Raw genomic sequence first — 17,081 nt, forward strand, 5'->3', positions numbered from 1 at the left:
AAGGAGATTCCTTTCCAGGGTGGAGCGTTCACCGGCCGGGACTGGCGGTGACGAGGAGGCTCGCCGCGAACAGCACCACGACGACGAGCGTGGCTTCCGCGGCGACGGAATAGACGAAAGGACGGACCGCGCCGGCGTCGCCGCGCAGCACCACGGCGAAGTCGAGCCGCCGCGCGACCCAGCTTTTGCTCGCCTGGGCGAAGAGCAGGACCACCGCGAGCGCCGCGAGTTTCGTCAGCAGGATCCGGCCGTAGCCGGAGGTGAACAGCCGCCCCGGGTCGCCGAGCGTCCCGGCGGCGAGCAGCACGCCCGCGCCGATCACGACCAGGACCGAAACCAGGGCGAGCTTCGAATAACGCGGGACGACGGAGGCGAGTTCGCCGGGATCGCGCCGGGACAGCACGCCGAACAGCAGCATCGCCAGCCCGCCGACCCACGCGCAGACGCCCGCCAGGTGCCCGAAATCCGCCAGCTGGCTCAGCAGTGGACGCGCGCTCTCCGCGGAATGCCCGGTCAGGCCGGTCGTGCGCAGCAGGCCCGCGGCGACCACGCCCGCGCCGACCCGCCATCCCGCCGACCGCGCGGCCCGTTCGCCGCGCTGCAGCACGTCGGCGAGGACCACTCCGCCGAGCACCCACAGCAGCGCCTTGGCGAACCAGATCCGGCCGAACTGGCTGTCGAGCACCTGGCCGAGCAGGGCCGGGTCGAACAGGTCCGCCGGGGACCGCTGCGCCACCCACGCGCCCTGCAGCCCAAGCCCGGCCGCCGTCCCGGCGAACCCGAGCGCCCAGCCGGTCCCGAGCACGCCGCGGGCGCGACGGGAATCCGCCCCGGCCGGCCACAGCAGCGCGAGGAAGAACAGGCCGCCGACGAACAGGGCGAGCCCGGCGTAGTCCGCGCACCGGGCGGCGACGTACCAGAATTTCGCGGAGCCGAGATCCACCGGTTCAGCCCCCGCTCGACGGAGCCGGGACTCCCGGGACCGGGCTCGCCGGCGCCGGACAGGAACCGAGGAGGGCGGCGAGGATCCCGTCCGGACCGGTCAGCCCGGCCCCGGACGCGAGGCCGCCGACGAGCGGCAATCCGCTCACCGTGTCCAGCACCGGCTGGACCGCGCCGGGCCGGCAAGCCGGAGCCTCGGTCGGCGGCGGACTCGGCGGCGGACTCGACGGCGGACTCGACGGCGGGGTTTCGGCCGGGCCGGGCGGAGTCGGATTTCCGGACGGCTGCGGGATTTCCCCGGTCGGCATCGGCAGGTCCGCGGTCGGCGAATCCGGCATCGGCATCGGCGTCTCGGCCGCGGGCGGCGGCGGACCGGCGGGCGGGAGACCGCCGTCCGGCACGGGCGGCATCGGCTGCACCGCGCCCGCCGGGGGCAGGTCCCCGTTGGGCAGAGCCTGCTGCGGCGCGGGCGCGGCCTGCGCCGGGGCCGGTTCGGAAGACGCCGGGCCGCCCGCGACGGTCGTTTTCAACCCGATTCCCGAGGCGTACCCGACCACGATCACCACCGCGCCCGCCAGACTGGCCGCGACGACGTGATCCCGGCGAAGTCCACGCCCGGCTGAAGCCACCACAATCATTTCCTCCCGATGGGCGGATGGAGCACGACGAGTGAGCACCACACCAGACCGCGCGTTTCCAGAGCCGACGCGGCCATGACGGCAACGTAAAATTGCTCTCCGAACAACCGGGGGCAATCGGTGAACTCGCACTCGAGCCCGGCGGTGAGAACTATTTAACGCAGCCGTTGCGCGTCCGACGCACTGCCGACAACGAGTTGTCGAGACCATCCCGGTCCGACACTCATTCCCTTCTGGAAGCAGGGTTCATGCGATCGCTCTCCAGCACTTCCCCCGCCCGCCGCCCGCGGCCGCCCCGAATCGGACGTGGAATCCGCCTGCTCGCCGCAATTGTTTTCAGCCTCGCCGCGACCCTTTTCCCGCAGCCCGCGGCCGAGGCGCACAGCTTTCTGGAATCGAGCGTTCCGGCGAAGGATTCCGCGATCGAGACCGGGCCCGCGGCAATAGTGCTCACCTTCAACGAACCCCTGGACAGCGGATTCACCGAATTGGCGGTGCTCGGCCCGGACGGAAAGACGCATTGGGAGTCCGCCGCGCCGAAAGTCGACGGAGCCGCGGTCTCCGCGCCGGTGAAACCGCTCGGCCCGGCCGGAAAGTACACTGTGGACTATCGGATCGTGTCCGCCGACGGGCATCCGGTGTCCGGCTCCTACTCCTTCACGCTGACCAAGCCCGGCCAAGGCGTCGCGGCTGCTACGACGTCGCCCGCGCCGCCGCCGTCCACCTCCGCGGCATCGGCGGCCGGCGAGAACGACGTACCGCCGTGGGTCTGGGTGGCCGCGGCCGCGGTGCTGCTGATCGCGGGCGGAATCGTCGCGGCCCGCATCTCGCGCGGGCCGTCGGGAGGCTGAACGAATGCCTGCTATGTCCCGTTGAGCGCCGGACGGGGCAATTCACCACAGCCGCCGCGGGCTGTGCGCACTCGGACACCAGATGCTGATCACGGCGCTACCGGGGCGCAGAGTCCGCGGGATCGAATGCCGGGGTACCTGCCCCCTGCCCGGAAGGCTCGCCCGATGCCGATTCCCGTACCCGAAGCCCTCGACCTGCAGGCCGACGTCGCCGACGGAAAGATCGAGGACCTGCGCCGCCCCGGCCGCTACCTGGTGAGCTCGATGCTCGCCGGCGCGTTCATCGGCGTGGCGGTCGTGCTGCTGCTGTCCGCGACCGGCCCCCTCAACGCGGCGAGTTCGCCGTGGACGAAGACGGTGCAGGGCCTGGTGTTCGGGATCGCGCTGACCGCGGTGGTGTTCGCCGGCGCGGAACTGTCCACGGGGAACATGATGACCATGGTGCAGGGCGTTTTCGTCCGGCGGCGCGGCGTCGGCGCGGCAGCGGCGGTGATCGTGGTGTCGTTCGTGGGCAACCTGCTCGGTTCGCTCGTCTTCGCCTGGCTCGTGCACGAAGGCGGGGTGCTCTCCATCGGTGCCGCCGCCGGACACCCCGGCCCCGGCGCGGCTCTGCTCGCGAGCCTGGTCAAGGCGAAGACCGCGGAATCCGCGAGCGCGCTGTTCTTCCGCGGCGTGCTGTGCAACTTCCTGGTCTGCCTGGCGGTGTGGATGGCCGCGCGCACGAAGTTGGACGGCGCGAAGCTGGCGCTGATCTTCTGGTGCCTGCTGGCGTTCGTCAGCTCCGGATTCGAGCACGTGGTCGCCAACATGACGACCTTCTCGCTCGGCCTGCTCGACGGCGTGCCCGGCGCGACGATCGGCGCGTTCGCCCGCAACCTGCTGTTCGTCGGACTGGGAAACCTCGTCGGCGGCGGGCTACTCGTCGGAGCCGCGTATGCCGTGCTGGGCAACCGGCCCCGCACCTCCGCCGCTCCCCCGGCCCCGGCGACGGAAGAACTCGCGACCACCGGCAGCTGACCCGGCCGGACCGCGGTGCCGGCCTCTGCACCGCGGTCCGAGGGATCAGGCGGTGACGAGCGACAGGCCGTAGGTCTGCAGGATCTCGTTCACCGGCTGGAACCAGGTCTCGCCGCCGGAACCGCAGTTGCCGAAACCGCCCGAGGTGACGCCCTGTGCTTGGTCGCCGGTGACGAAGGAGCCGCCGGAATCGCCGGGTTCCGCGCACGCGTTGGTGTGCGTCGCCTGGTAAACCGCGCCTTGGGCGTAGTTGATCGTCTCGTTCAGCCCGAGCACGGTGCCGCAGTGCCAGTGCGAGGTCGAGCCGGAACGGCAGATCGACGAGCCGGCCGGCGCGACCGCCGAACCGCGGACGAGCACGTCGCTGACCGTGCCCCAGCCGAGCACGACCGGGGCGGTCCACCAGCCGTTGCCGATGGTGATGTAGGAATAATCGTTGCCAGGGAAGGAAGATCCGGCGAACGTGCCCATCGCCGAGTTGTCCCAGCCGACGACGGAGCTTCCCTTGCTGCCGCAGTGCCCGGCGCTGACGAACCCGCCGTGCACCGAAAATCCGATGGAGCAGCGGGTGTTTCCGTTGATATAATAGGGATCCCCGCCGACGGTGCCCGCCGAGAACGTCTGCGGCCGGGCGCCAGTCGTTGTGGTCACCGGACCTGCTTCGCGGGCTCGGGCAAGGAAAGCGTCGACGTCCGGACCGTGCGCGCCGGGCTGAAGCGTGACGACCACGCTGCCGGTACGAGGATCCGCGTGCCAGCCACTGATCGAAGACGGGGCTCGCTTCGCTTTCGCCGCGGTGTCGATGGCCGTCTTCGCCGCGTCCAGCGCCGCAGCGGTGACGCGCGCCGGAACGGTTTCCGCCCCGGCCAGGCGCACCGCATCGGCCACGGCCGGGTCGGTCACGCCGACGACCAGCTTGCCGCGAGCCGGGTCGAACCAGGCCCCGCCGAACGCCGCGCCAGCCGCCTGCCGAGCGACGGGCAGCCGCCGGGCCGCGGCAAGTTCCTGCCCGAGCCGGACCTGCGCTTGCCCGGCGCTGAGGCCCAAATCCCGTTGCAGGGCAGCGATCAGCCCAGGAGACGCCTGGGCGGCAGGCGCGGCCACGGCGGCGAAACTCGCCGCGAGAACGGCCGCACCGGTGAGGCTGAGGGTGATTCTTCGACGCATCGGAACTCCTCGAAGGCCGGGGGAAAGAAACCCACTGTCGGCCGAGTGTGGGGAGCCCGCGCGGAACCGGTCCAGCGGCGACCGGTGTTTTGTCCGAAACCTGTCGCCGCGGCTGCTCCGGTCGTCCATTCCGGAGCGGACTTCCGGGCAAGTGCCGCGGTGATGCCGCTCAGATGGGCGGGTTCGGCGCCACGAGAGCGCAACGGCGATCCAAGCCCGAGGCGGCTCCGGGTTCGAGGGCGGGCCGTTCGGCAGCGACCCCGCTCCGAGGGACAGGCCCGCCGCCCCGAAACCCAACGGCACCGCAAACCCGGTCCGAGGCAGGCACGCCCCCGGGGCCATGCACGCAAGCACGTCCGCAGCAACCCCGCTCAGACGGACAGGCTCGCCGCCCCACGAGAGCACAAACCCCCGCCTGAGCGGGCGCGCACGCAAGCCGATCCGCAGCAACCCCACCCATAGGGACGGGCCGCCCGACGAGAGTCCAGCGACGGCGCAAACCCAGCCCGAGTTCCACACCCAAGCCCGTCGCCAGCGACCCGCTCAGACGAACAGACTCACCACCCCACGAAAGTCCAACGGCCACGCAAGCCCAGCCCGAAAGCGCACCCCCAGTTCCACACCCAAGCCCATCCCCAGCGACCCCACTCAGACGAACAGGCCTCCGACGAGAGCCACCGCAAGAGTCCGGCGGCCGCACAAGCCCAGCCCAAGGCCGCACATCCCGGGCCCAAGCAGCCGAACCGGCCAGCAAGGACCTCAGCTTCCCCACCGCCGGAAGAGGCGGCAAAGCCCCCGCCAACGGAGCCATCCCAGCGACCCTCCCGCCGCCGAACCGCGCCTCCCCCCACCGCCAGCCGGGGATAATGAGCCCATGTCGTCGATTGTGGCTTTCTCGGCCCTGTCCGTGCTCCTGGTCCTCATCCCCGGCCCCGCGGTCATGCTCGTCCTCAAGAGCGCGGTCGCCCGCGGTCGCGGGCCGGCTCTGCTGACCGCGCTCGGAGTGCTCGCCGCCGACCTGGTGTGGGCGGGCGCGTCGGTCGCCGGCCTGACCGCGCTGCTGGTGTCTTCGCAGGTGGCGTTCGACGTGGTCCGCTACCTCGGCGCCGCCTACCTGATCTTCCTCGGCGCCAAACTCCTGGTGACCCGCGCGGCGGCCGGACCCGACGTCGCGGCGTTGAGCACTGGCCGGCCGCGCGGCGGGTGGCGCGCGTTCCGGGAGGGGCTCCTCAGCGACCTGTCCAACCCCAAGACCGTCATCGTCTTCACCAGCGTCATCCCCCAGTTCCTCCACCAGGGCGCGCACCCCGCCGACACCCTGGTGCTCGGGTCGGCGTTCGCGGTGATCGGCTTCCTGTCCCTGACCGGCTACGCCCTGGTCTTCAGCTCCGCCGCGAAGCTGCTGCGCAACGCACGGGCGACCCGCGCGATCCTCCGGGCCGGCGGCGCGATCCTGGCGGCGTTCGGCGTCGGCCTCGCCCTCGAGCGCCCCGCCGCGTGAATCCGTCCTCGGCTATCGGTCGGCAATAACCCGCTTGATCACCAGCAACGCGATGTCGTCCGCCGCGGGCCGGTTGCCGATGAGCGCGCTCATGATCCGGCTGCACAGCTGATCCGGGTCCTCGACGCGCAGCAAGCCGGCCAGCCGGGCGAGGCCGGTGTCGACGAGCTGGTCCCGCCGTTCCACGAGACCGTCGGTGCAGAACGCCAGCACCGAGTCCGGCGCCAGGTCCACCGTGGTGACGCGTCGCGCGGCCGAGGTCAGCCCCAAGCCGACGGGCGGGTCCGCCGGCGCCTGCAGCAGTTCCGCGGGCTGTCCGGACGAGACGAGCACCGGAGGCAGGTGGCCGGCCAGGGAAATCGTCAGGCGGCGCTGGTTTTCGTCGAGGACGGCGTAGGCGACCGTCGCCATCACGCCGTGTTCGAAGTGGACGGCTTTGCGGTCGAGCTTCGCGAGGACTTCCGCCGGGTCCTCGCAGTCGAGAGCGTAGGCGCGCAGCGCACTGCGGAGCCGGCCCATGATCACCGCGGCGTCCAGCCCGTGCCCGGCCACGTCCCCCATCACGATCCCGAGCCGGCCGCCGGGCAACCGGAACAGGTCGTACCAGTCGCCGCCGAGGCCGCTCGACGCGCCCGGCACGTACCGGGCGGCGAACTCGAGCCCCGGAACTTCCGGCAGCCGGCCCGGCAGCAGGCTGCGCTGCAGCGCCATCGCCGCCGTCCGGTCTTCGCGGAAGATCTCGACCTGCACCGCGACCGCGAGCTGACCGGCCAGCCGCCGCAACGTCTCGACCTCGGCGGCGGAGAACTGCCGGGGCTGGACACAGCCGACGTGCAAGACCCCCACGAGGCTCGATCCGGCCAGCATCGGCACGCCGAGCATGGTGTGCAGCCCGCGTTCCCAGAGCAGCGGATTCACGACCGTGCCGCGGTCGACGTGGTCGATCACGACCGGTTCGCGCAGCGCGGCGACCCGCCCGGCGAACCCGGACCCGACCGGGACCCGGACGCCCTGGTAGACCTCTTCCTCCAGCCCGACCGCGGCGACCGCGGAAAGCTGGTTGCTGCCCGGCTGGTGCCGCAGCACCGTGGCGGTGTCGACCGCAAGGATGTCGCACACCTGCTTCAGGCTGGCGTCCAGCAGGTCCTCGAGGCCGAGGTGCCCGAGTTCAGCGCCGCCGAGGTCGCGCAGCGCCCCGGATTCCCGCGGGGTGATGTCTGGTGTCATGGGCCTTTCCTGGACGCACGCCCGGATCCGGCAGGCGCAGAGACCGCCGGGCGAGCCTTCGGCAGTCCCCGCACGGCGGCAGAATCCAGGTCAGAAGCCCCCAGCTTTCGCTGTGTCGGCCCGAATGTCCAACCGGCCCCCGCGCGTGTGGGCCATCCCTCACTGTGCCACGCGGAAACCGGATGCGGCGAAAACGAACCCGCGCGAACGCCAGCTTCGTTCGCGCAGCTGAAAGCCGGTCCGGGGCAAGCGCTTGGCCCCCTTCGCTCAGGCAAGCGGGGTCTCGTCCAGAGCCTTCGCGAGATCCCCCGGCGTGTCGTAAAGCGCGACGGCGCCAGCCTCCCGGAGTTCGTCGTCGCCGAATCCCCCGGAGCGGACCACGATCGCGGGCATCCCGGCCCTTTTCGCCGCCTCGACATCCCACACCGAGTCGCCGACCATCACGGCCGGCGCGTCGGACGGGGCGCCCAGCTTCTTCAGCGCCGCCTGGAGCAGGTCCGGGGCCGGTTTGGAGGCGTCGACGTCGGCGCTGGTAGTCCACTCGTCGGCGAGGTCGCGGGCATCGAGCTTGTCGAGGAAGACCTCCGCGTGCCGCTGCTGAGCCGAACTGGCCAGCACCAGCCGGTGGCCGCGCTCCTTGATCGCCACGAGCAGATCGCGCGCGCCCGGCAACGGAGCCATCTCCTCGAGCAGCGCGTCGACCTCCTTGCCCTGCCGCTCCCGGGCCCGCTCGCCCGCCCGGCGCTCCAGCTCCTCCCCTCCGACCGCGGCGACGAGCTGGTCCCCGCCCATCCCGATCAGCCGGTGCAGCCGCCAGACGGGGTACACCGCGTCCACCGACCGCAGCGCCCGGTACCAGGCGAGAGCGTGGTGGTAGTTGGAATCGATGAGCGTCCCGTCGATGTCGAGGACGGCGATGGGGGAAACAGTCACACCTCCTGGTTACCCACCGTCGCGGCGGCTAATCTCTCTCGCCAGCGGCGGCACTGAGCGAGCGCTTACACTCAGCAGACGACGGGCGGACTCGCCGGCCGGCGCGGGACTGGAGGAGGATCGCCCGATGACCACGCTCTCGGCCGACCTGTGGCCCGATGTGCAGCCCGAGACCGCGCGCCGGCTGATGCTCGCCGGGGTGGAGTCGTTCGCCGAGCGCGGCTACCACGCCACCACCACGCGGGACATCGCCAGCGCGGCGGGGATGAGCCCGGCCGCGCTGTACGTGCATTTTCCCTCGAAAGCCGCGCTGCTTTTCGCGATCAGCCGCAACGGCCACGAACAGACGCTCGCCCTCGTCGAGGACGTCCTCGGGCGCGTGACGGGCCCGGTGGAGCGGATGCGGCTGCTGGTCGAGGATTTCGTCGCCTGGCACGCGCGGCGGCACACGGTGGCGCGGGTCGTGCAGTACGAGCTGAACGCGTTGCCGGAGAAGGAATACCAGGTCGTCGCGCAGCTTCGCCGGAAGATCGAGCAGCGCGTGCGCGAGGTGATCTCGGAAGGAGTCGAGTCGGGCGCGTTCACCGTCGGCGACGTCGGGATCGCGGCGCGGGCGGTGCTGTCGCTGGGCGTCGACGTCGCGCGCTGGTACAGCGAACGGACCCGGCAGACGCCTGCCGAACTCGGCAAGGAGTACGGCGAACTGGTCCTGCGCATGCTTGGCGCGGGCTAGAAACGCCAGTTTGCCGCGCAGGGGCGTGCGTCTCGCCCGCGGCAACGATCACACGAGCCGGTTTCCCGAAGCGTGGTCAGCCGCCGCCGGAGTTCCGGGCTGACGCCGCCCGCGCGAAGCGAGCCGCGATCTGTCCGAGGCGTTCCAGCAATTCCGGCGGCGCGTCCTCCACCACGAAGTCGAATTCCCACTGCGCGAGGTAAAACGGAAGGTAGTCGAAGGTTTTCGCACCGGTGCGCAGCCGGCAGGTCTCGTCGTCGATCGGCTCGACCACCGCGGCAGTCGGCGAAACCCGCGTCGCCAGCACCTCCGCCGGAGCCGACACCCGCAGCGTCACCACGTGCGGATACGGCGCGGTCGCGATCCGGCTGGACACGTAGGCGGCGAGGTCCTCGGCCGGCGGTTCCCTTGGCGTGAAACGGAAACTGGGCACCGGGAGACCGTCGATGCGGTCCAGCCGGAAGGTGCGCCAGTCGCCGCGGCCGAGGTCCCACGCGACGAGATACCAGCGCCAGCCGGTGTGCACGAGCCGCAGCGGCTCGACGTCGCGTTCGGTCACTTCGCCCGCGTGGGCGCCGTAGGTGAACCGCAGCCGTTCGTGGTCCCGGCAGGCCGCCGCGACCACGGTCAGCAGTTCCGCGTCGATCGCCGGGCCGCGCCCCGGCATCCGGACCAGCGCCGAGTCCATCGCCCGGACCCGGTGCCGCAGCCGGGCGGGCAGCACCTGTTCGAGCTTCGCCAACGCCCGCACGGACGTCTCCTCGATGCCCGACACGGTGCCGTTCGCCGCGGTCCGCAGCCCGACCGCCACCGCGACCGCCTCGTCGTCGTCCAGCAGCAACGGCGGCAGTGCCGCACCGGAGCCCAGCCGGTACCCGCCCGCGACCCCCGGCGTCGCGTGCACCGGATAGCCGAGCTGCCGCAGCCGTTCGACGTCGCGGCGGATCGTGCGGACATCGACGCCCAACCGGCCCGCGAGGTCCGGACCAGGCCAATCGCGGCGCGCCTGCAGCAGCGAGAGCAGGCGCAACAGGCGTTCGGAGGTTCCGTACATGCCGAGCACTCTGCCACGCTTCGCGGACAGCTTCGGTCCTCGATCGGCAGCGCGTTCCCGCGCCGTGCGAAAGTGACTCATGCTCGACGACCTGCTCGCTGTCGCCCGCGAAGAGGCGGAAGCCGGAAAAGCCGAGGGCGGCGTGCCGATCGGCGCGGCCCTGTTCGACCGCGACGGCAAGCTCCTCGGCCGCGGCCACAACCGCCGCGTCCAGGACGGCGACCCGTCCCTGCACGCCGAAACCGCCGCGTTCCGCGCCGCCGGCCGCCGCCCGCACTACCGCGACACGATCATGGTCACCACACTGTCGCCGTGCTGGTATTGCAGCGGCCTGGTCCGGCAATTCGGCATCCCGCACGTGGTGATCGGCGAATCGCGCACGTTCACCGGCGGCCACGGCTGGCTGGCCGAACACGGCGTTCGCGTCGATCTTCTCGACGACCCGGCGTGCGTCGCCCTGATGACGGAGTTCATCGAACGGGAGCCCGCGCTGTGGTTCGAGGACATCGGCGAGCCGGCCTGACTCACGCCAGCGGCGAGAACTCCGTCGGCAACGCGATGATCGAGTCCGCGTCGAGGATCTCCTCCGGCGCGCCCGGCGGCGGCCACCTCCCCTTCGCGTAGAGGTCGCGGCGGATCGCGAGCCGTTCGTCGAGGCTCGCGAACGGCCAGATCTGGACGATCCGGTCCGGGCCGTCGAGCGCGTACATCACCACGGTCAGCGGATCGACCAGATGCCGCGCGGGCAACGCTTCGCGCCAGCCGTCGATCGTCGCGGTCAGCCCGCCCGGCCGCAGGTGGTAGTCGCGGATTTCGTACACCGAGCCGTACTTCCCCGGCCGCACCGGCGGGACGAACGGGAACGGCGCGAAACTCCGCAGGGACAGATCGGTCAGCCAGTCGCCGCCGAACGGCTTGCGGCTGTGCCGGGCGCGCAGCCGTTCCTCGTCCAGCGCTCGCTGATTCTCGAATCCGCGCAGCACGACCAGCCTGCCGAGCGGACCGTTCTCCGTCTGCCAGCACCCGAGCAGCTCGCCGTGCCCCTCGACCCACGGCAGCACGCCTTCGCCCGCTTTCGGCCCGTCGAGCAGCCGGAAGGACAGAATCGCCAGCTCATACCGGACGGCCTGCTGCTCCGGGGCGACGTCGGCCCCGCTGATCCGGACCGGTTCGGTCATGCCGCTCCCCGTTCGCTCTCGCTTCTCCTCCAGCGTGGCACAACGCCGCGACCGCGCTTGCCGAGCGGTTTCGGGTGCCCTTCCGTCCCCGCCCGGCTTCCCGATCGTCCCGCTCACCGACACCCCGGAACCTCCCGGCGACCTCGGCGCCCTCGGTGAGGTTTTTTCCACCCCCGTCCCCGTCTTGACACTTCTCAATGGTCTAGTCCATTGTGACTGCGCACACACTCCCCCGAGTGCCTGCGGGGCGCCGCCGCCACGTCCGGCTTCGCCAGGTGCTCCGATGACGCGTGCCGCCGGGTGCGCGTTTCCCCCGTTGGAGGACCCATGAAATCCTTGCGCCGCACCAGTTCCCGCCGGAAGCTCGCCGGACGGATCGGCGTACTGGCGCTCGCCGCGGGCGCCGCGCTGTCCACCGCGACCGGCACCGCCTCGGCCGCCGCGGACCCCGTTCTCGCGGCCCCGTACCTGTACCAATGGGGCGGCCAGAGCGATCCGTCCGCCGCGATGGACGCGACCGGCGTCAGCGCGTTCACCCTCGCGTTCATGCTCTCCGGCGGCGGCTGCGCTCCCGCGTGGGACGGCAACCGCCCGCTCGACGGCGCCGACGCCGCGATGATCCAGAAGATCCGCTCCGCGGGCGGCGACGTGATCCCGTCCTTCGGCGGCTGGTCAGGCAACAAGCTGGGCCCGAACTGCGGGTCGCCGGAGGAACTGGCGGGCGCGTACCAGCAGGTGATCGACGCCTACGACCTCAAGGCGATCGACCTCGACATCGAAAACACCGACGAGTTCGAGAACGAGGCGGTGCAGGACCGGATCCTCGGCGCGGTCAAGCTCGTCAAGGAGAAGAACCCTGGCGTGCGCGTCGTGATCACCATGGGAACCACGCCGCAGGGCCCGAACGACTGGGGCAAGCGGCTGATCTCGCAGGCGAAGGCACTGGGCGCGGACGTCGACGTCTGGTCGCTGATGCCGTTCGACTTCTCCGACGGCGGCGACATGGTCGCGATGACGAAATCCGCGGTCGACGGCCTGGTCAGCGAACTGAAGTCGACGTTCGGCTGGGACGACGCCACCGCCTACCACCGGGCAGGCCTGTCGTCGATGAACGGCAAGACCGACCGGGCAGGCGAAGTCGTCTCGGTCGCGGACTTCACCGCGATCCGCGACTGGGCGGCGGAGCACCACCTGGGCCGCGTGACGTTCTGGGCGACGAACCGGGATTGCGGCGGGTGCAGCGGGATCGACCAGGAGAACTACGCGTTCACGAAGGTGGTGGCCGGGTACAACGGCTGACCCGGCAGCTTGGCGACCTCGGCGGAGTCGGCAGCGGTCCGGCTCATCCGCGCCGAGCCGCCCACTGCACCACCGCCCCAGCCTGAGCTGGCAGCGATTGGGCCGAGTCAACGGCGGTCCAGGTCATCCAAACGGGCGCGGCAGCGGTTCGGCTGCGCGAACCGAAGCCTCAGCGAAGCAGCGGCCGCGTGGACTGAACCACCTCGCGGCCCCGAGACGCGGCGACGGGGACCTTCCCGCCCGGAAGGTCCCCGTCCCGCCATTCGTCACACACCGCGCACGGACGCGGCCAAACGAGTGAAGATCAGGCAGCGGCGGCCACCGACAGTGCGGCTGCCCCGGCCTCGGTCAGTTCGGCGGGCACCCGGCCGGACGAGGTGACTCCCGTGCCCGGGCGGACGTAGCCGCCCTTGGCGAGTGCGTGTGCGGTCATCTGGTCGCAGCAAGCGAAACCGTCGACGAACAAGTCGGGTTCGCAGCTGGTCGACATCTCCGCGCGCTGTTGCGCGACCGCCTTGAGCATGGCCATCGCGCGATGGGTCAGCTCGACGGTCACCCCTTCTGCACCGGACACCGGGATCGCCTTCTTCCTCGTGAGCTACTTACTCAACGTTATCGCCCATTGGGCCGAATGTGTTAACAGCCACACTGTAGCGGTTCGGGAATGTGACGATGCCTAGACCTGTTGGGTTCCCGCCAGGCGAGATTCGAGCGTCCGCGCCCACTCCCGCACGATCTGCTCGCGGCGGCGCGTGTCGTCGGTGAGCAGGTTGGCGAGGCCGAGCCCGCGCCCGAGGTCGAGAGTGGCCTGGACCAGCTCCCGCACTCCCGGCCGCGTTTCGTCGACTCCGAGCAGTTCGACCGCGACCCGGTGCGCCTCCCGGCCGACTCGCGCCTCCAGCGGCACGAGCACCTCGCGCAGCTGGTCGTCCGTCGACGCGACCGCCCACAGCTGCAGCGCCGCGCGGAACATCGGCCCGGTGTAGAGCGTCAGCAACATCTCGACGACCCACTCGATCCGCGACGCCCCGCCCGGCGACCCGGCCGCGCGCGTGCGCAGTTCGTCCAGCTGAGCCTCGCCCAGCAACTCGACAGCCGCGGCGACCAGCGCCTCCCGGGTCGGAAAGTGGTGCTGCGCGGCTCCCCGCGAAACCCCGGCCCGCTCCGCGATGACCGCGACGGTCACCCCGTGCCACCCCCGCTCGCCAATACAGTCCATCGCGGCCTCGATCAACCGCCGCCGCGTGGTGCGACTGCGTTCTTGCTGCGGTTCGCGGAGCATCAGGCGACACCTGCCCGAGCCATCCCGCTCCCGCGAAAGTCCGCGAGGGGACCCCTGGGGGACTCTGATTCCCTCACGGACCCCGGCCGCGGCCCGCGGCCAGGTGCCCGATCCCCGACGCTCCTCATGACTTCACCACTGCTCAGTACGATTTCGGCAGCCCAAGGCTGTGCTGCCCCACGAAATTCAGCACCATCTCCCGGCTCACCGGCGCGATCCGGCCCAGTCGCACCGCCGTTACCAGGCTTCCCAGGCCGTACTCGGTCGCCAAGCCGTTTCCGCCGTGGGTCTGCACTGCCTGGTCCACCGCGCGGATCGCGACCTCGGCCGCCGCGTACTTCGCCATGTTCGCGGACTCTCCCGAGGCGAAATCGTCGCCCGCGTCGTACAGCGACGCTGCCTTCTGCGTCATCAGTTTCGCCAGCTCAAGCTCGATTTTCACCTGCGCGAGCGGATGCGCGAGTCCCTGGTGCGACCCGATCGGCGCGCCCCACACCTGCCGTTCGCCGGCGTAGCCGACCGCCTTGTCCAGCGCGTACCGGGCGGTGCCCAGCGAGAACGCCGCGCCCATGATCCGTTCCGGGTTCAGGCCCGCGAACAGCTGCGCGATCGCCGCGTCCTCCTCGCCCACCAAGGCTTCCGCGGGCAGCCGCACGTCGTCCAGGAACAGGGAGAACTGGTTTTCCGGCGCGACGATGTCCATGTCGATCTTCGTGAACTCGAACCCGGGCGTGTCCGTCGGCACCACGAACAGCGCCGGCTTCAACCGGCCGGTCTTCGCGTCCTCGGTGCGCCCGACGACGAGCACCGCGTCCGCCTCGTCGACGCCCGAGATGAACACCTTGCGCCCGGACAGCACCCAGTCGCCCGCGTCGCGGCGGGCGGTCGTCGTGATGCGATGCGAGTTGGAACCGGCGTCCGGTTCGGTGATCGCGAAGACGATTTTCTTGCTGCCGTCCGCCATTCCGGGCAGCCACTGCTTCTTCTGGTCCGGCGTGCCGAAGCGCGACAGCACCGTCCCGACGATCGCCGGCGACACCACCATCAGCAGCAGCGGCGAACCCGCGGCCGCGAATTCTTCCAGCACCGCGGCGAGATCCGCGATCCCCGCTCCCCCGCCGCCGTATTCCTCCGGCAGGTTCACACCGAGGTAGCCGAGCCGTCCGGCTTCGTTCCACAGCTCCTCGGTCTTCTCGCCCGCGCGGGCTTTCTTCGCGTAATACTCGTGCCCGTATTTGCCCGCCAGGTCGGCCGCGGCCTTCCGCAGCGCCACCCGCTCCTCGGGCTCGACGAAGTTCATCGCGTTCATTCGGTCTCTCCCACCACAGCCAGCACCGCGCCTACCTCGACCTGTTGCCCGACCTCGACCGGCAGTTCGGCGACCACGCCGTCCGCCGGGGCCGAGATCCGGTGTTCCATCTTCATCGCTTCCAGCCACAGCAACGGATCGCCCGCCCGCACACTGTCCCCTTCGGACACCGCGAGCCGCACGACCGTGCCTGGCATCGGCGCGAGCAGCGACCCCGCGGCCAGTGCCGAATCGGGATCGGCGAACCGCGGCTCGGCGGTCAGCGCCACCGAACCCAGTGGTGAGTCCACATAGGACACGGAGTCGTACCGGGCGACCGCGAAAGTCCGGCGCACTCCGGCGATGTCGAGGACCACCTGATTTGGCGCAGCGGAGACCAAGGTGACGTCGTCGTAGCCCTCGGCACGCAAGCCGTCGCGAGTAAGCGAGTAGACGACCTCGTAACGGTTGTCCCCCTTGGCGAATACCTTGCGCTGACCGGCGGAGCGGACGTTGCGCCACCCGCTGGGCAGCCGTCCCAGGGTGGTGGCATTGGCCCGGTTTGCCGCGGCATCAGCCAGTGCCGCGGCCAAGGCAGACCAGCGTTCGGTGTCCACAGTGGCCAGTGGAGCGGCCAAAGTGTCCAGCCCGTGCCGGTCGAAGAACGCGGTGTCTGTTTCCCCGGCAAGGAAAGCCTCGTGACGCAGGATCCGGACCAGCAGGTCGCGGTTGGTCACCACACCGTGGATCTTCGCGCCGGCCAAGGCACTGGCGAGCCGACGCGCGGCTTCCGCCCGGGTGGGCGCCCAGGTGATGACCTTCGCCAGCATCGGGTCGTAATGCACCCCGATCACCGAGCCGGATTCCACTCCGGAGTCCAGGCGCAGGCCGGGCCCGTGCCCGAATTCCCGGTCCACTCCGGACACTTCGAAGGCGTGCAGCGTCCCGCTCTGCGGCTGCCATCCGGCCGACGGGTCTTCCGCGTACAGCCGGACTTCGATCGAATGTCCCCGCGCGGCAGGCGGTTCGGCGGGCAACCGCGCGCCCTCGGCCACCGAAAGCTGCAATGCCACCAGATCCAGCCCGGTGACGTTCTCCGTCACCGGATGCTCGACCTGCAGCCGCGTGTTCATCTCCAGGAAATAGAACCGGCCGTCCGGCCCGGCCAGGAATTCGACGGTTCCCGCGCCGACGTAGTCGATCGCCTGCGCCGCCTTGCGCGCCGCGTCGAACAGCTCGACCCGCATCGCATCGTCCACAAAGGGCGATGGCGCTTCCTCGACCACCTTCTGGTGCCGGCGCTGGATGGAGCACTCCCGCTCCCCCACCGCCCACACCGTGCCGTGCGCGTCGGCGAGCACCTGGACCTCGATGTGCCGTCCGGTTTCGAGGTACCGCTCGCAGAACACCGTCGGGTCGCCGAACGCCGATCCCGCTTCCGCCCGAGCGCTCTCGACGGCTTCGGCCAGCTCGTCCAACGACCGGACCACGCGCATGCCGCGCCCGCCGCCGCCAGCGGAAGCCTTGACCAGCAACGGAAGATCATCCGAGGTCACCGACGACGGGTCCAATTCGGACAGCACCGGAACCCCGGCGGCGGCCATCAGCCGTTTGGACTCCACTTTGGAGCCCATGGTCTCGATCGCCGCCGGAGGCGGACCGACCCAGGTCAGCCCGGCGTCGAGCACCGCGCGGGCGAACCCGGCGTTTTCGGACAGGAAGCCGTATCCGGGGTGGATCGCGTCGGCCCCGGCGTCCGCCGCGGCCTTGACGATCAACTCGCTGCGCAGATACGTCTCGCCCGGCGCGTTGCCCGGCAACCGGACGGCGACATCGGCTTCCCGCGCGTGCGGGGCGTCAGCGTCCGCGTCGGAAAACACCGCGACCGTGCCGATTCCGGCGTCCCGGCAGCTGCGGAACACACGGCGGGCGATTTCGCCCCGGTTGGCGACCAGCAGATTCTGGATCATG

Annotated in this window: 17 protein-coding genes; 6 read left to right on the forward strand and 11 right to left on the reverse strand. The window is 70.9% G+C overall.

Features of this window, described 5'->3' with window-relative positions; genetic code table 11:
- Positions 1-28: 28 nt before the first annotated feature.
- Positions 29-943: a copper resistance D family protein gene (locus F9C11_RS35430; RefSeq protein WP_409181722.1), complete on the reverse strand. Its 915-nt coding sequence runs from the start codon at positions 941-943 to the stop codon at positions 29-31.
- A 4-nt stretch (positions 944-947) separates the two neighbouring features.
- Positions 948-1,580, reverse strand: a complete 633-nt coding sequence (locus F9C11_RS35435) for a hypothetical protein (protein ID WP_409181723.1) — start codon at positions 1,578-1,580, stop codon at positions 948-950.
- 248 nt (positions 1,581-1,828) lie between these two features.
- Here F9C11_RS35435 and F9C11_RS35440 point away from each other — a divergent pair, with 248 nt between their 5' ends.
- Together F9C11_RS35440 and F9C11_RS35445 are read left to right on the forward strand one after the other, a co-directional pair.
- A complete protein-coding gene (locus F9C11_RS35440; RefSeq protein ID WP_409181724.1) occupies positions 1,829-2,431 on the forward strand; it encodes a copper resistance protein CopC in 603 nt (200 codons plus the stop codon).
- 165 nt (positions 2,432-2,596) lie between these two features.
- Positions 2,597-3,448 carry a formate/nitrite transporter family protein gene (locus F9C11_RS35445; RefSeq protein ID WP_409181725.1) on the forward strand — a complete coding sequence of 284 codons (852 nt, stop codon included), beginning with the start codon at positions 2,597-2,599 and terminating at the stop codon, positions 3,446-3,448.
- 45 nt (positions 3,449-3,493) lie between these two features.
- Here F9C11_RS35445 and F9C11_RS35450 read toward each other — a convergent pair whose 3' ends face one another.
- Complete coding sequence (locus F9C11_RS35450) at positions 3,494-4,615, reverse strand: S1 family peptidase (RefSeq protein ID WP_409181726.1); 1,122 nt, start codon at positions 4,613-4,615, stop codon at positions 3,494-3,496.
- 874 nt (positions 4,616-5,489) lie between these two features.
- Between F9C11_RS35450 and F9C11_RS35455 the strand changes: the two genes are divergently transcribed.
- Positions 5,490-6,116, forward strand: coding sequence for a LysE family translocator (locus F9C11_RS35455; protein WP_409181727.1), 627 nt, complete (start codon positions 5,490-5,492; stop codon positions 6,114-6,116).
- A gap of 12 nt (positions 6,117-6,128) precedes the next feature.
- On the opposite strand, the gene F9C11_RS35460 is transcribed toward F9C11_RS35455, so the two are convergent.
- Positions 6,129-7,343 (reverse strand): PP2C family protein-serine/threonine phosphatase, encoded by a 1,215-nt coding sequence (locus F9C11_RS35460; RefSeq protein ID WP_409181728.1) that lies wholly within the window; start codon positions 7,341-7,343, stop codon positions 6,129-6,131.
- A gap of 267 nt (positions 7,344-7,610) precedes the next feature.
- Positions 7,611-8,276, reverse strand: coding sequence for an HAD family hydrolase (locus tag F9C11_RS35465; protein WP_409181729.1), 666 nt, complete (start codon positions 8,274-8,276; stop codon positions 7,611-7,613).
- Between the two features lie 127 nt (positions 8,277-8,403).
- Between F9C11_RS35465 and F9C11_RS35470 the strand changes: the two genes are divergently transcribed.
- Positions 8,404-9,009: a TetR/AcrR family transcriptional regulator gene (locus F9C11_RS35470; RefSeq protein WP_409181730.1), complete on the forward strand. Its 606-nt coding sequence runs from the start codon at positions 8,404-8,406 to the stop codon at positions 9,007-9,009.
- Between the two features lie 76 nt (positions 9,010-9,085).
- Here the strand turns inward: F9C11_RS35470 and F9C11_RS35475 are convergent, their stop codons facing one another.
- Positions 9,086-10,063: a helix-turn-helix transcriptional regulator gene (locus F9C11_RS35475; protein ID WP_409181731.1), complete on the reverse strand. Its 978-nt coding sequence runs from the start codon at positions 10,061-10,063 to the stop codon at positions 9,086-9,088.
- A 79-nt stretch (positions 10,064-10,142) separates the two neighbouring features.
- Between F9C11_RS35475 and F9C11_RS35480 the strand changes: the two genes are divergently transcribed.
- Positions 10,143-10,586 carry a nucleoside deaminase gene (locus F9C11_RS35480; protein ID WP_409181732.1) on the forward strand — a complete coding sequence of 148 codons (444 nt, stop codon included), beginning with the start codon at positions 10,143-10,145 and terminating at the stop codon, positions 10,584-10,586.
- A gap of 1 nt (position 10,587) precedes the next feature.
- Here the strand turns inward: F9C11_RS35480 and F9C11_RS35485 are convergent, their stop codons facing one another.
- Positions 10,588-11,241, reverse strand: coding sequence for an NIPSNAP family protein (locus F9C11_RS35485; protein ID WP_409181733.1), 654 nt, complete (start codon positions 11,239-11,241; stop codon positions 10,588-10,590).
- Positions 11,242-11,568: 327 nt separating this feature from the next.
- Here F9C11_RS35485 and F9C11_RS35490 point away from each other — a divergent pair, with 327 nt between their 5' ends.
- Complete coding sequence (locus F9C11_RS35490; RefSeq protein WP_409181734.1) at positions 11,569-12,540, forward strand: chitinase; 972 nt, start codon at positions 11,569-11,571, stop codon at positions 12,538-12,540.
- Between the two features lie 304 nt (positions 12,541-12,844).
- On the opposite strand, the gene F9C11_RS35495 is transcribed toward F9C11_RS35490, so the two are convergent.
- The 4 genes from F9C11_RS35495 to F9C11_RS35510 all read right to left on the reverse strand — a co-directional run bounded on the left by F9C11_RS35495 (position 12,845) and on the right by F9C11_RS35510 (position 17,080).
- Positions 12,845-13,114, reverse strand: a complete 270-nt coding sequence (locus F9C11_RS35495) for a hypothetical protein (RefSeq protein ID WP_409181735.1) — start codon at positions 13,112-13,114, stop codon at positions 12,845-12,847.
- A gap of 102 nt (positions 13,115-13,216) precedes the next feature.
- Positions 13,217-13,822, reverse strand: a complete 606-nt coding sequence (locus F9C11_RS35500; RefSeq protein WP_409181736.1) for a TetR/AcrR family transcriptional regulator — start codon at positions 13,820-13,822, stop codon at positions 13,217-13,219.
- A 142-nt stretch (positions 13,823-13,964) separates the two neighbouring features.
- Complete coding sequence (locus tag F9C11_RS35505; protein ID WP_409181737.1) at positions 13,965-15,131, reverse strand: acyl-CoA dehydrogenase family protein; 1,167 nt, start codon at positions 15,129-15,131, stop codon at positions 13,965-13,967.
- A complete protein-coding gene (locus F9C11_RS35510; RefSeq protein ID WP_409181738.1) occupies positions 15,128-17,080 on the reverse strand; it encodes an acetyl/propionyl/methylcrotonyl-CoA carboxylase subunit alpha in 1,953 nt (650 codons plus the stop codon). The genes F9C11_RS35505 and F9C11_RS35510 overlap by 4 nt, the downstream gene beginning before the upstream one ends.
- Between the last annotated feature and the right edge of the window lies 1 nt (position 17,081).

The organism is Amycolatopsis sp. VS8301801F10, assembly GCF_046195355.1.
In the GTDB taxonomy this organism is placed as follows: domain Bacteria; phylum Actinomycetota; class Actinomycetes; order Mycobacteriales; family Pseudonocardiaceae; genus Amycolatopsis.